Origin of the sequence: Cypionkella sinensis (assembly GCF_042646385.1) — a bacterium.
In the GTDB taxonomy this organism is placed as follows: Bacteria; Pseudomonadota; Alphaproteobacteria; order Rhodobacterales; family Rhodobacteraceae; genus Cypionkella; species Cypionkella sinensis.
This window is the reverse complement of record NZ_JBHRTO010000001.1, coordinates 499,839-513,893: the sequence shown is the minus strand read 5'-3', so window position 1 is coordinate 513,893 and position 14,055 is coordinate 499,839. Positions and strand designations below refer to the sequence as shown.

15 protein-coding genes are annotated in these 14,055 nt (G+C 62.5%); all 15 read right to left on the bottom strand.

Features of this window, described 5'->3' with window-relative positions; all coding sequences use genetic code 11:
• Nucleotides 1-33: 33 nt before the first annotated feature.
• Nucleotides 34-987, bottom strand: a complete 954-nt coding sequence (locus tag ACFOGH_RS02540; RefSeq protein ID WP_380071480.1) for a FliM/FliN family flagellar motor switch protein — start codon at nucleotides 985-987, stop codon at nucleotides 34-36.
• A gap of 66 nt (nucleotides 988-1,053) precedes the next feature.
• Nucleotides 1,054-3,741, bottom strand: coding sequence for an ATP-binding protein (locus tag ACFOGH_RS02535; protein WP_380071479.1), 2,688 nt, complete (start codon nucleotides 3,739-3,741; stop codon nucleotides 1,054-1,056).
• Entirely contained in the window at nucleotides 3,741-3,995 is a 255-nt protein-coding gene (locus ACFOGH_RS02530) for a hypothetical protein (RefSeq protein ID WP_380071478.1), read from the bottom strand. Before ACFOGH_RS02530 ends, ACFOGH_RS02535 begins: the two co-directional genes overlap by 1 nt.
• Nucleotides 3,995-4,360: a response regulator transcription factor gene (locus ACFOGH_RS02525; protein WP_380071477.1), complete on the bottom strand. Its 366-nt coding sequence runs from the start codon at nucleotides 4,358-4,360 to the stop codon at nucleotides 3,995-3,997. Before ACFOGH_RS02525 ends, ACFOGH_RS02530 begins: the two co-directional genes overlap by 1 nt.
• Nucleotides 4,361-4,478: 118 nt before the next feature.
• Nucleotides 4,479-5,714 (bottom strand): helix-turn-helix domain-containing protein, encoded by a 1,236-nt coding sequence (locus ACFOGH_RS02520; protein WP_380071476.1) that lies wholly within the window; start codon nucleotides 5,712-5,714, stop codon nucleotides 4,479-4,481.
• A 263-nt stretch (nucleotides 5,715-5,977) separates the two neighbouring features.
• On the bottom strand, nucleotides 5,978-6,958 hold the full coding sequence (locus tag ACFOGH_RS02515; protein ID WP_380071475.1) for an ABC transporter substrate-binding protein: 981 nt from the start codon (nucleotides 6,956-6,958) through the stop codon (nucleotides 5,978-5,980).
• Between the two features lie 38 nt (nucleotides 6,959-6,996).
• Nucleotides 6,997-7,848: an ABC transporter permease gene (locus ACFOGH_RS02510; RefSeq protein ID WP_380071474.1), complete on the bottom strand. Its 852-nt coding sequence runs from the start codon at nucleotides 7,846-7,848 to the stop codon at nucleotides 6,997-6,999.
• Nucleotides 7,845-8,705, bottom strand: a complete 861-nt coding sequence (locus ACFOGH_RS02505) for an ABC transporter permease (RefSeq protein WP_380071473.1) — start codon at nucleotides 8,703-8,705, stop codon at nucleotides 7,845-7,847. The genes ACFOGH_RS02510 and ACFOGH_RS02505 overlap by 4 nt, the downstream gene beginning before the upstream one ends.
• 76 nt (nucleotides 8,706-8,781) lie before the next feature.
• Entirely contained in the window at nucleotides 8,782-9,114 is a 333-nt protein-coding gene (locus ACFOGH_RS02500) for a hypothetical protein (RefSeq protein WP_380071472.1), read from the bottom strand.
• Nucleotides 9,111-9,632 (bottom strand): hypothetical protein, encoded by a 522-nt coding sequence (locus ACFOGH_RS02495; RefSeq protein WP_380071471.1) that lies wholly within the window; start codon nucleotides 9,630-9,632, stop codon nucleotides 9,111-9,113. Before ACFOGH_RS02495 ends, ACFOGH_RS02500 begins: the two co-directional genes overlap by 4 nt.
• Nucleotides 9,619-10,416, bottom strand: coding sequence for an ABC transporter ATP-binding protein (locus ACFOGH_RS02490; protein ID WP_380071470.1), 798 nt, complete (start codon nucleotides 10,414-10,416; stop codon nucleotides 9,619-9,621). The genes ACFOGH_RS02495 and ACFOGH_RS02490 overlap by 14 nt, the downstream gene beginning before the upstream one ends.
• Nucleotides 10,417-10,473: 57 nt before the next feature.
• A complete protein-coding gene (locus ACFOGH_RS02485) occupies nucleotides 10,474-10,878 on the bottom strand; it encodes a hypothetical protein (protein WP_380071469.1) in 405 nt (134 codons plus the stop codon).
• On the bottom strand, nucleotides 10,878-12,329 hold the full coding sequence (gene hydA, locus ACFOGH_RS02480; protein ID WP_380071468.1) for a dihydropyrimidinase: 1,452 nt from the start codon (nucleotides 12,327-12,329) through the stop codon (nucleotides 10,878-10,880). The genes ACFOGH_RS02485 and hydA overlap by 1 nt, the downstream gene beginning before the upstream one ends.
• 64 nt (nucleotides 12,330-12,393) lie before the next feature.
• A complete protein-coding gene (locus ACFOGH_RS02475; protein ID WP_380071467.1) occupies nucleotides 12,394-12,681 on the bottom strand; it encodes a GIY-YIG nuclease family protein in 288 nt (95 codons plus the stop codon).
• 66 nt (nucleotides 12,682-12,747) lie between these two features.
• A complete protein-coding gene (locus ACFOGH_RS02470; protein ID WP_380071466.1) occupies nucleotides 12,748-13,995 on the bottom strand; it encodes a Zn-dependent hydrolase in 1,248 nt (415 codons plus the stop codon).
• Nucleotides 13,996-14,055: the final 60 nt, after the last annotated feature.

Sequence of the window (14,055 nt, the reverse complement as noted above, 5' to 3'; positions counted from 1 at the left end):
AAAATTGCCAGAACTGGGGTTTGGTTCCGCCCGCTATCCGGTCTGGCGCAGCAATTCACTCGATGCGGCAGGCAGCATCGCGCGGGGAACGGCAGCCTCGCCCCCGGTGAGGCGGATGGCGCGCATTCCGCGATTTTGGCCAAGCCGCCCCTCCGCCAGGGCACGTCCATCCAGACCTTCAAAGCTGATCCGGTCAATCGCGGCGCGCGGCAGGGTGATCACCTCGCCCACCCGCAGCCCCATCACCCGCGCCAGTGGCAGCGATACCCGGCTGACCACGGCATCCAGCACGCAACTGACGGCATCGACTTGATCGGCCAAAGCCTGTGCAAAGGCTTGCCCTGCCTGCGCGGCATTCTCTGGACCCGGCGCGGCTGGCATCGGCAGGGTGCCTTTGCCCTCAGCCGGCAGGGCAAGCAGGATCACGCCCTGTCGCGCCCCCAAGCCCAGCGACAGGTCTGCCGTCAGCACGCGGTAGTCAATGTCTTCCAAAAGCAGCCCAAGCGGGCGCGGATCATCGAGGAAACTGGCATAGCGAAATCCGCCCGCCCAATGCAGATCAGCCTCTTGCGCCAAGGCCTGTTCCATCTCTTCCAGCGCTGCATCCAGCGTCGGGGCGACCATCGCGGCATCGGTGCGGGTCGGCTTGCGGCTGGCAAGGGCAGCGGTCGCGACCTTGCCCAAGGTTTGCGCCTCGATCATCGCGGCCAGAACCGGCGGCGACAGGATCAGCAGCCCCATGCCTTCGGCGGGGCCTTGCAGCACCGCGATCAGCGCCTGCGCAGGCGGCAGCTCCAGAAGTTCCGCCAAGGACACCCGCTGCATCGCCAGCGCCGTCACCTCTAGCGGCAGAGAAAGCTTGTCACGCGCCGCGCGGGCCAAGGCCAACCGCCAGCCGCGATCGGCCCCCGGCCCACCTTCGGCCATCTGCGCCCTTGCCATCGCGATCTTGCGCCGGATGACACCGTCTTGCTGTGCTTCTGCCACTTGCTTCCCCTGACCGGACCGCCCTTGCAGCAAACTAGCCACAGCGGCCCTAACAAAGCGTTAGCATCAGGCGGTTTTTTCCATCCGCAGCGGCACGCTGACGCGAAATCCCGCCCCCCGCTGCCCCGGCAAATAGCTGACAGTGCCGCCCAGATTGGCCATGATCTCGCGGCAGATCGCCAGCCCCAGCCCCGCGCCGCCTGCGCGCGCATCATCCGTCAGCCGCGCGAATTTCTCGAAGATCAGCCCGCGCGCGTCTTTGGCGATGCCAGCGCCATTGTCGATGAAATCCACCACCACCCGCCCGCCCTTTTGCCGCACCGCGATACGCAGCACTGGGGCAGAGGCATCGCAATATTTCCGCGCATTCGAGATCAGGTTGATGAACACCTGCACGAGCCGGTCAGCATCGGTGCGCAGAAAAATCTCCTCGGTCGCATAGTCGCGCTGAATGTCAAACGTGCGCTCGGGTCGGGTCTGCGAGGCTGCGGCCAAAGCGCGGTCAATCATCTGCCCCAGATGGGCCAAGCCCAGATCAAGCTGCACCGCGCCATTTTCCAGCACCGACAGATCGAGCAGATCATCCAGCAACCGGGTCAGGCGGCGGGCCTCGGTATGGATGATCTGGCCGTATTCAGCAACGCGCGGGCCGGGAAGATCGCCATCGGCCAGAATCTCGGAAAACGCCCGAATCGAGGTCATCGGGGTGCGCAACTCGTGGCTGATCTGGCTGAGAAAGGCGTCTTTCTGCACCGAAAGCTGGGTCAGCTTCTCGTTCACCTCGCGCAACTGCCGCGCGGTGCGGGAAAGTTCGGTCTGCTGATCTTCCAGCCGGGCGGAATATTCCATGATCTGCGCGGTTTCATTGGCGACGGCCATCAGGTCTTCCACCGTCACCGTGGCGCGACCGAAAAGCTGGCTGATCATGGCATGCGCGGTCGCAGCACCGACCGAGCCTGCCAGATTACGCTCAAGTGCGGCCAGAAAACCGGGGGTCAGATCGGGCAGGAACCCGGCCTTGCCTTGGCTGCGGGCTTCGGCCTCAAAGAACGAAATCGCCGCTTCGTCGCCCAAGATACGCTGCGCCATGTTCAGCAGCGCCTCGGGTTCGGCCTGACCATGCGTCCAGCCCAAACGCTCGGCCTGCAATTCGGCGTCAAAGGCGTTTACGAAGGCCGCGCCCTGAATCCGCTCCACCGGATCGGGGAAGGACAGCAGCGAACCCGCCGCATACCCCGCAACGTTCAACGCGAGCGACCAGAAGATCGCGTGGTTCAGCGGGTCCATGCCTTCGGTGCCGAACAGCGCCTGCGGACGCAGCCAAGCCAACCCAAACAGGCCGTGTTGCAGCACCTCGGCCGAGATCACCGCATCTGCGCCAAACGACGGCAGGAACAGCGTATAGGCCCAGGTGACAAAGCCGATGCTCAGGCCAAGGATTGCGCCCAGCTTTGTGCCCCCGCGCCAGAAGATGCCGCCCAGCATGGCGGGCAGCACCTGCGCCATGCCAGCAAAGGCGATCTGGCCAATCGCCGCCAGCGCGGCAGAGCCGCCGGAAAGGCGGAAATACTCCAGCCCCAGCGCCAGCACACCGATGATCGACACCCGCCGCGAGAGCAGGATGGTGCCGCGCAGATCACCTGTCGCAGCGGCCTGCGGGCGCAGCCGCAGCCAAGCGGGCATCAGGATGTGGTTTGAGACCATCGTGGCCAAGGCAATCGTCTCGACGATCACCATCGAAGTGGCCGAGGAAAACCCACCCAAGAAGGCCAGCAGCGCAAGCCCCCCCTGCCCTTCGCGCAACGGAAGCGTCAGCACCATCATGTCGGGGTTTGATCCGGGCGGCATCCGCTGCATGCCGATCAGGGCGATGGGCAGGATGAACAGGCTGATCAGAAACAGATAGGCCGGAAACGCCCATGAGGCGCGGGCAAGGTGAGTTTCGTCGATATTCTCGACCACCATCACCTGAAACATCCGCGGCAAGGTGATCACGGCAGCAGCCGACAAAAAGATCAAGCCGCCCCAGCGGCCGGGCTGGATCGCCCAGTTCGGATCGGTATAGGCCTCAATCCGCGTGATCATAGCCACGGGGCCACCGCCAAGGCCCCAGACCACGAAAATCCCCACCGCCAGCAGCGCCACCAGCTTGACTACGGCCTCGGCGGCGATGGCCATGACGATGCCGTGGTGCTGTTCCTTGGCATCCAGATTGCGGGTGCCGAACAGGATGGTGAACAGCGCAAGGCCAGCGGCGACCCAGATTGCGGTGGCATCGCGGTCGGGCATCGCCCAAGCTTCCGGTGTGGTCTGCGCAAAAACCGAAAACGACAACGTTACCGATTGCAGTTGCAGCGCGATATAAGGCGTTGCCGCCACCACCGCGATCACCGTGACCAGCACGCCCAAAAGGTTCGATTTGCCGTAGCGGCTGGAGATCAGGTCAGCAATCGAGGTGACGCGCTGCATCCGCCCGATCCGCACCAGTTTGCGCAGCACCCACCACCAGCCGATGAACACCAGCGTCGGGCCAAGGTAGATCGTCAGAAACTCCAGCCCCGTGCGCGCAGCCGACCCCACCGCGCCGTAAAACGTCCAAGCCGTGCAATAGATCGACAACGACAGGGTATAGACCAGAGGCGAGCGCAGAAAGCGCATCTCACCGCGCGAGGCCCGCCGTTCCACCCAGAACGCCACCAGAAACAGCGCCGCCACATAAGCCAGACAGGTCAGCACCAGCACATTGAACGGCATCAGGCGTCCTCGGGCGGCGCATCGGCTTCGGGTTGGGCGAGGCCGGGGGCAAGATAGGCGGCAAGGCCGATCAGCAAGGCCCAGACCGCAAAGACATAAACCGCCAGCCGCCCCGCGCCCGCGGCATCGCTCCACATCAGCGGCAACAGCAGCAGAAACAACCCCACCAGCGGCAGCAGCCGCGCGGCGTCACGCAGGCGGCGCTGGCGGTAAACGGCGCGGGCCAGAAACAACGGGGCACGCGGGCGACGCATCAGGCCCCCAGCAGATCGCGCACCTTGGCGCGGATTTCCGAATTGTCGAACGGCTTACTCATGAAGGCCGACACCCCGGCGCGCTCGGCGGCCTCGCGGTCGCGCAACTGGCCCTTGGCGGTCAGCATCAGGATCGGCAGGGTGGCGTTGGCGGCATCCGCGCGCAGGGCGGTCAAAATCTCCAGCCCACTCATCCCCGGCAGCATCGAATCAAGGATCACCAGATCGGGGCGCAGCCGCTCCACCTCGGCCAGTGCGCGCGCGCCATCCGACACGACCGAGACCTCCCAGCCATCGCGTGACAGGATAAATCGCAACGCCTCGGCGATATTCGCCTCATCCTCGATCAGCAAAACCTTGCGCATCACGTCCCCCCGCAGGCGACTATCGGCGCAAAGCCGCCCCCTGTCAAAAGGAAGCCACCCCCGCGCAACTTCATCTTGGCTTAAATACTCCCGCCGGAGGCTCCGACACCTGCCCCGCTCACCCCGACAAAATCGAAGGCTCCCGCCGCGCCGGGCACTCTACGCGCTGACAGATCCGGCAACTCGACCCGATGGCCAAGGCCTCTCCCACCCTCCCCACTTCGGGCAGGATCAGCATTGCCGCCTCACGCAGTTCCGGGCCGCGAAAGCCTTGCGGGAAATGCGGCTGGCAGAAGGCCCGCACGCGAAACCGCTCTGGCGCGGGGCCTGCGGTTTCGATCACCGTCTCAATCGGGGTCATCGGGCGGGCAAGCGCGCTGAACAAGGGCCAGAGCGGGCAAGCCGCACCAAAGCGCGGCAAGGCAAAGCCTGCAATCGGCTTGCGGAACGTCAAAGTGCCAGAGGCATCGCAAACCACCAGCCCCAGCCGCGCGCCGGGCTGCAGCGCGATGCGGCGAAAGGCGGCCAGCACATCGCCGCCAAAGCGCGCCGCCAGCGCTGCCGGGTCGGGCCCGAGTTCGGCCAGGGCTTGCACAAAACCCACTGCCGGGTAGGCCGCCAGATCACGCGCCGCCTGCGCCAGCCAGCCTGCCGCCATCTGCCGCGCCGCTGCCGAGGCCAGCCCACGCGGGTCCGCCGCCTGCCAATCATTCGAGGCAAGCCACGCTTCCAGTTCTTCTTGCGGCGAGGCGAGGCCCTGTTCATCGGCCTGCCCTGCTGTATCCAGATACCGCACCAGCGCCTCGGCCCCCAAGGCCAGCCGCTTGCTATCGCCTTGCAGGTTGCCCAGAAACCGCGCCTGCCATTCCGGTTCGATATCCTGCGTCTCGGCAAGAATGGCGGCGGTAGAGCGCACCGAAGCCACGGCGGACAGCACCTCATGCAGGCTCGCAGACAGATGCGGGTCGTGGCTCATGCGGTCGTTCATCGCCTCAAGCGCGCGTTCCAGCCCCGCAACACGCTGGTGCAGGCCGATCACGGTGGCGGCCCAGCCGGGAAAGCGGGTGGCAAAATCTTCGCTCCGATCAATCTCTGCCCCAGGCAAGCGGGCGGCGGCGGCGCGCAAATCGTCAATCACAGCGCTGCCGACGCCTTCGTGAAAGCTTTGCAGCGGCTGGCCCAACGCCTCGGCCAGCCGTTGCAGTAACGGCTCGGCGATGCGGCGGCGGTTGTGTTCGATCAGGTTCAGGTAAGAGGCCGAAATGCCCACGGTTTCAGCCAGATCAGCCTGCCGCAAGCCCAAAGCCACGCGCCGCTCACGCAGGCGGCTTCCGGTCAGGGCAGAGATGGGCATGGCGTAACTCCTGCTGTGGGCGCAAGATTTACAGAGAATGGAAAAGTTTACAACCGACAGGCGGCAATCCACTCCTGCGCCGCCCCGGACTTGATCCGGGGACTCAACCTGCCGCCCTGAGGCCCCGGATCAAGTCCGGGGCGGCGGGGTGTGTCGGTGTCAGTTGTGACCATCCTGATTGTGCCATTGCGGAAATGCCGATACGCAAAACAAAACGGGCGCGAGGTTGCCCCCGCGCCCGTTTCTCTCACCAAACCAAAGACTTATTGCAGCGCTTTGTCGGTGATCACATGCGTCCAAGCGCCTTCCGGCTCTTTGGTGATCACCGGGTCCGACCCACCCGACATCAGCGCCGCCACGGTGCGCTTGTAATCAGCCTCGTCCAAAGCACCGTTGCTGCCAGCGGTCAGCTTGCCGATCTCAGCCACCATGCGCTTTTGATGCTCGATGGTCTGTGCGCCGGTCGCATCGTTGTCGATCACGATCTGCGCGGCCTCGTCACCGTTGGCTTCGGCATATTTCCAGCCCTTCATCGAGGCGCGCACGAACCGCACCATCTTGTCTTCAAAGGCCGGATCTTTCAGCTTGTCTTCCATCACGTAAAGACCGTCTTCCAGCGTCGCCACACCTTCATCTTCATATTTGAAGGTCACCAGATCTTCCGGCTTCACACCGGCATCAATCACCTGCCAGTATTCATTATAAGTCATGGTCGAGATGCAAGCCGCCTGCTTTTGCAGCAACGGATCCACGTTGAAACCCTGTTTCAACACGGTGACACCACCGGCAGAGCCATCGGTTTTCAGCCCCAGCTTGTTCATCCAGTTCAGGAACGGATATTCGTTGCCGCCAAACCAGACGCCCAAGGTTTTATCCGGAAAATCCGCCGGGGTGGCAACGCCGGATTCCTTGAGGCAGGTCAGCATCATGCCCGAGGATTTGAACGGCTGTGCGATGTTGACCAGCGCCAGACCCTTTTCGCGTGCAGCCAAAGCCGACGGCATCCAGTCGATCACCACATCCGCACCACCGCCGGCGATGACTTGGGTCGGGGCCACATCGGGGCCACCGGGCAGAATGGTGACGTTCAGGCCCTCTTCTTCGTAATAGCCTTTCGCCGCGGCGACATAATAGCCCGCGAACTGGCCCTGTGTGACCCATTTCAGTTGCAGGGTGACATCATCGGCTGCCTGTGCGCCGCTGGCAAAAGCCAGAAACAGCGCCGACGTCAGTAGCTTTTTCATTCTCAACCTCCAAGTTGCAGCCCGGTTTTGGGCCTGTTTTAAGTTCTTTGTGACGGGTGCCAGAACGTCACCCGTTTCTCAATCAGCGCGACCAGCCCATAGAACGCCGATCCCGCCAAAGCCGCCACCGCAATCTCGGCCCAAACCATATCCGGGTTCGAGCGGCCAACCTCGGCCACGATGCGGAAACCCATGCCCACGATAGGGCTGCCGAAAAATTCAGCAACAATCGCGCCGATTAGCGCCAGAGTTGTCGCAATTTTCAGCCCGTTGAAGATAAACGGCATCGCCGCAGGCAGGCGCAGTTTGAACAGCGTTTGCCAGTAGCTGGCCGAATAAGTCGCCATCAGATCGCGCTGCATCGAGTCGCTGGCCGCAAGCCCTGCAATCGTGTTCACCAGCACCGGAAAGAACACCATCACCACCACAACCGCAGCTTTCGATTGCCAATCAAAGCCAAACCACATCACCAAAATCGGCGCGATCCCGACAATCGGCAGAGCCGCGACGAAATTGCCAACAGGCAACAAGCCTGCTTGCAGGAAGGGCGAGCGGTCAATCGCAATAGCCGTCAGCAGCGCTGCGGTGCAGCCGATGGCATAGCCGCTCAAAGCGCCCTTGAAAAAGGTTTGCACCACATCAGCCCACAGTGTCGGGCCGCTGTTGCCGATCCGCGCGATCACGTCACTGGGCGGCGGCAGGATGATCTTGTTGACGCCAAACGCCGTAACGCCCGCCTGCCACAGCAGCAGCACCGCCAGCCCGAACACCAAGGGCACCGCATAGCGCACCCAAGGCGCGCGCAGCTTCGACAATTCAGCATTGAGCAACCACGCGCCAGCCCAGAACGCCAGCAAACACCACAGCCGAGGGTCCAGAAGCCAGCTCATCGCGCCATCCCCATCTGCCGCAGCACGCCGCGCTCGATCCGGCCTGCCAGCATCACCAGCACCGCCGCCAAGATCGCCGACAGAAACAAAGCCGCCCAGATCTGCGTGGTCTGGCCATAGTAAGACCCCTGCAACAACCGCGCGCCAAGGCCCGCCTGCTGGTTCAACTCGGCCACAATCGCGCCGACAAGGCTGGCGGCAATCGCCACCTTCACGCTGGCGAAGAAATACGGCATCGAGGACGGCAGCCGCAACTTCCAGAACACCGCCTGCCCCGGCGTGGCATAGGTTTGCAGCAGATCAAGCTGCATCGCATCCGGGCTGCGCAACCCCTTCACCATACCCACCACCACCGGGAAGAACGAAAGGTAAGCCGAGATCACCGCCTTGGTCATCAGCGGCGTCGCCCCCACGGCGTTCATCACCACCGCCAGCATCGGCGCCAGTGCGATGATCGGCACCATCTGGCTGGCAATCGCCCAAGGCATCACGCTCATATCCATCGCGCGGGAGTAAACGATACCGACCGCCAACAACACACCCAAAGCCGTGCCAACCGCAAAGCCCAAAAGCGTGCCCGAAAGTGTCACCCAAGCGTGATAGACCAGCGACTTTTTAGAACTCGGCGCCAAGCCAAAGGTCGATTTCGCCAATTCGCTGAAGACCTGATGCGGGCTGGGCAAGACCGGGCGATCCTGATTAAGCGTCAACCCCGGCAACGCAGCCAATGTGGGTGCCGCAGCTTCCGCCCGCGCAGCCTGGTCATAGGCCCATGGCGCGTTCATCTTGATCGCCGCCGCATACCAGACGCCGACGATGATCAGCAGCACGGTGACTATCGGAAGGAATTTACGCACCACGCCCCCGCTTCATCTTGGCAAAAATACTCATCTTGCGCCGCAGGCCACCACTCGCAAGCATTGCCGGAAATCCTCATGCCTGCCCCCCCGGCCATGCGATCATCAGCACCGCCACCACGCCCAAGGCCATCCCCGCCAGTTGCAGCGGGCTGGGTCGCTCGCCAAACACCACCACCGCCATCGCCGTGATCGCCACCAGCTGAAACACCACCGAAAGCGCAATCGCCACGCCCAAGCCATTGCCGCGCATCACCTGCACCATCAGCGTATTGCCAAGGCAGAACAGCGCGAGCGCCCCCGCAAGAACCCACAGCCCGCCTTGCTGGGCATAGGTTTTCAGCACGCCATTGGCAGCCACGAACACGGCGGTCGAGGCCGCAAGCCAAGCCAGAGTTATCAAACTCATCGCGTGCCCCCCTGCCAATCATAGGTGGGCCACAGCGTCACGCCATCCTTGATCACCACGTCATCCACCCGGATCGTCACCGCGCTCGTGCCCGCCGGATCGCTGGCGACTGGACGGAATTTGACATCCAGATCAATCGGTTGAAACTTGCCTGCTGCGTCCGACAGCCGCCCCTTGTAGCAGGGCGCGTTCACCACCGGGTCCGAGCGCGCAGCCTCGGCATCCAGAAACGCCACCTTGCAGGTCAGCGACACATCCCGGTCGGCAGCACCTTCGCGCGCGAAAAATGCAACCTCCAGCCGCAACACCTCGGCACGCTTGACCACATCGGCCAAGGCCCCCGTATTGTTATGGACGACCCGCGCCCGGATCGAGAGGTCTTCGTTGATCTTGGTCCATTGCTCGGGCACCGGCGGATTGCTGCCCAAACCGTAGGCATCCACCTCGGTCTCAGCCAAAGCTGGGCTTGCCAGCGCCGCGCACAACACAAGCAGTTTCACCGCCTCAATCATCGGCATGCCCCGCCCGCAGGCCCTCACGCACGCGATGGGCGATCTCGATGAATTCGCGGCTGTCGCGGATGTCGAGCGGGCGTTCCTTCGGCAAGGGGCTGTCGATCACATCGGTAATCCGGCCGGGGCGCGGTGACATCACCACGATCTTGGTGGAAAGATACACCGCCTCGGGGATGGAATGGGTGACAAAGCCGATGGTCTTGCCGGTGCGCGCCCAAAGCTTCAGCACCTCCTCGTTCAACCGATCCCGCACGATTTCATCCAGCGCACCAAAGGGTTCATCCATCAGCAGAATGTCAGCATCAAACGCCAGCGCGCGGGCGATGCTGGCGCGCTGCTGCATCCCCCCAGAAAGCTGCCATGGGAATTTCTTGCCGAAGCCTTTGAGTTCGACCAGTTCCAGCACGCGATCCACCCGCTCTTGCTGATCCGCCTTGGAAAACCCCATGATTTCAAGCGGCAGCCGGATATTCCCCGCAATCGTGCGCCAAGGATAGAGCCCCGCCGCCTGAAACACATAACCATAAGCGCGGCGTTTGCGGGCCTCGTCCGGCGTCAGGCCGTTGACGGTTAAGGTGCCGCCCGTCGGATGTTCCAAAGCCGCAATCGCGCGCAGGAACGTGGTTTTGCCACAGCCGCTTGGGCCGATGAAGGAAACAAAATCCCCCTTGTTGATGGTCAGGTTCACATCCTTGAGCGCCTGCACCGGGCCGTCATTGGTGGTGAACACCAGTTGCAGGTTGCGGGCTTCGATTACGGGGCTGGCAGGCGCTAGCGTGTCTTTCATTTGGCACTCCTGTCGCGGCCACTAAACCCGACAATTTGGGCTCTGAAACCAGTAACGTCAAACATGCGGGGGGGGATCTTTCTTGAATTCGATGCAATGCCAAACCAACCCGCCCAATCCTCCAGCAAGAGTATAGACGATCAGCAGTCCAAACGGATGGCTTGCAAATGTGAGAGGCGGTGCCATCGCAGGATTCATGATCGGAATCAGCATCCAGCCAATACCTACCCCTGTGACAATCGCAACGTAGAACGGAGGGAACAGTAGTTTCCCCATTAGGTGGCGCAAAAGCAGACCGAAAGGCGCACTGACAAGGCCAAGAATTAGCCAAATCAAGAATCCGCCGACGGATTTGCCAAATCCAGAGAGTAAGCCCATCGGCCCCTGCAAAATCGTCTCAGTGCCCGTCAATATAACGACCCCGGCGACAAAGATTGCGGACATATGGGCGAAGAACCGCATCACACCCCCGTCACAGGCACGCCTGAGCGGGCCACCGGGCGTGGTGCGGTCAAATCCTTCCAGGCACTCAGCGCGCGGTTCACCGCTGGACGCGCCTCGCGGGCGATGAATTTGCCGTGGCCTTCGCGGGTTTTGATCTCGCCATCGTCCACCGACACCACGCCACGCGACAGGGTGTAGCGGGGGAGGCCCTTTACCGTTTTGCCCTCGAACACGTTGTAATCAATCGCGGATTGCTGATTGGCCGCGCCGATGGTTTTCGACTTTTCCGGGTCCCACACCACCAGATCGGCGTCGGCTCCAACCAGAACAGCACCCTTCTGCGGGTAGCAGTTCAGGATTTTCGCGATGTTGGTCGAGGTGACGGCAACAAATTCATTCGGCGTCAGGCGGCCGGTGGCGACGCCGTAAGTCCACAGCATCGGCATCCGATCCTCTAGCCCGCCAGTGCCATTCGGGATTTTGGAGAAATTGCCGACACCGTAGCGCTTCTGTTCGGTGGTAAAGGCGCAATGGTCGGTGGCGACCACCGACAAAGACCCCGATTGCAGGCCCGCCCACAGGCTATCCTGATGCAGTTTGTTGCGGAACGGCGGCGACATCACGCGGCGGGCGGCGTGGTCCCAATCGGGGTTTTGGTATTCGCTTTCGTCCAACGTCAGATGCTGGATCAGCGGCTCGCCCCAGACGCGCTTGCCTGCCAGCCGCGCCCGACGGATCGCCTCGTGCGCATCCTCGCAGGACGTATGGACAACATAAAGCGGCACGCCTGCCATATCGGCGATCATGATGGCGCGGTTGGTGGCCTCACCTTCCACCTGCGGCGGGCGGGAATACGCGTGGGCTTCGGGGCCTACGTTGCCCTCGGCCAGAAGTTTCGCGGTCAGTTCAGCGACGACATCGCCGTTTTCGGCATGGACCATGGCGAGGCCGCCCAAATCGCCAACCCGTTTGAAAGATTGATACATTTCATCATCGTTGACCATCAACGCGCCCTTGTAGGCCATGAAATGCTTGAAGGAGGTCATGCCCGCCTTGACCGACGCCTCCATATCCTCCCACACCTTTTGGCCCCACCAGGTGATCGCCATGTGATAGGAATAGTCGCAATTCGCGCGGGTGGATTTGTTGTGCCACATTTGCGCTGCATCCATCAGCCCCTGCCCCTGCCCCGGCAGCACGAAATCGACCACCATCGTGGTGCCGCCCGCCAGCGCCGCCCGCGTGCCGGATTCGAAATCATCCGCCGAGTAGGTGCCCATGAAGGGCATCTCCAGATGCGTATGCGGATCAATCCCGCCGGGCATCACGTAAGCCCCGGTGGCGTCGAGGGTGCGGTCGCCTTTCAGGTTCGCGCCGATCTCGATGATCTTGCCTTGGTCGATCAGGACATCGGCCTTGTAGGTCAGATCAGCGGTAACGATGGTGCCGTTTTTGATGACTGTGGTCATTTTGCGCAACTCCTCAATCCACCCCACGCCGCCCCGGACTTGATCCGGGGCCTCGCCTCATTGCTTAGAACGGAAAATCGGCAGAAACGTCGCGCCATTCCGGGTTTGCATCCAGTATCAGCTTGTCTTTCCACGCACGCTTCCAGCCCTTGATCCGCAACTCGCGCTCCAAGGCCTCGTGGTAAGTTGGCCATTCTTCGAACCAATAGAGATGGGTGATGTTGTATTTGGCCGTATGACCAACTTGCAGTTTTGCGCGGTGTTCTTCGACGCGGCGGCGCAGGTTGTTGGTGGAGCCGGTGTAAAGCGCTCCGCCGGGGCGCGAGCCCATGATGTAGACGAAATACCCCATCGGATGCGCCCTTCGGGTCGAGGCCCCGGATCAAGTCCGGGGCGGCGTCGGATTTGGGACAATGGCTCACCCCACCACCCCCGCCACTTCCAGCACTGCGTGCAGCAGCACATCCGTCCCGGCTGTCGCCCATTCCGGGGAGATTTCCTCAGCCTCGTTGTGGCTCAAGCCCCCGACGCAGGGGCACATCACCATCACGGTGGGGGCGACGCGGTTGATCCAGCAGGCGTCGTGGCCTGCGCCGCTGATGATGTCCATATGGGAATAGCCCAACTTTTCAGCACTTTGGCGGACAATGTTCACAAGGCCCGGATCAAACGTCACCGGGTCGAAATGGCCGGCTGCCTCGATGGAACAGCCAAGCCCCAACTCGTTCGCAACCGCATAGGCGGCGCGTTCGACTTCGCCGCGCATCAGATCCAGCTTGGTTTGATCGGGAGAGCGGATGTCGACGGTGAAGATCACCTTGCCCGGTATCACGTTGCGGCTATTGGGAAAAACCTTGACCTGCCCCACCGCCCCCACGGCCCCCGGTTGGTGGCCCATGGCGATCTGATGCACGCGCTCGGTGATCCGCGCCATGCCCAGGCCTGCGTTCACCCGCATATTCATCGGCGTCGATCCCGTATGGGCATCGCGGCCCGTCAGGGTGATTTCCAGCCACCACAGGCCTTGGCCATGGGTGACGACGCCGATTTCGCGGCCCTCAGCCTCTAGAATAGGCCCCTGCTCGATGTGCAATTCCAACATCGCGTGCATCTTGCGGGCACCGACCACCTCATCGCCCACCCAGCCGATGCGCGCCAATTCGTCGCCAAAACGCAGACCATCCATATCGGTGCGCGCATAGGCATAGTCCTGCGTGTGCAGGCCAGCGAACACGCCACTCGCCAGCATCGCGGGGGCAAAGCGCGCGCCCTCCTCATTTGTCCAGTTCGTCACCACGATCGGGTGGCGGGTTTGGATGTTCATGTCGTTCAAGCTGCGCACCACCTCCAACGCGCCCAGCACGCCCAACACGCCGTCATAACGGCCCCCGGTGGGTTGGGTATCCAGATGCGAACCCATATAAACCGGCAGCGCATCAGGGTCCGTACCCGCCCGGGTGGCAAACATGTTGCCCATGGTGTCAACGCCCATGGTCATGCCTGCGGCCTTGCACCAATCCGCGAACAAATGGCGTCCCGCGCTGTCAGCATCGGTCAGCGTCTGGCGATTGTTCCCGCCCGCCACGCCTGGGCCGATCTGCGCCATCGCATCAAGGCTGTCCCATAGGCGTGCTGAATTGATCCGCTGATTTGCGCCAATCGTCATCGTGAACTCCCTGTGGGGACGTTGCCCCAGATCTCGCTTGCTGCGAATCTTTTCCTGACC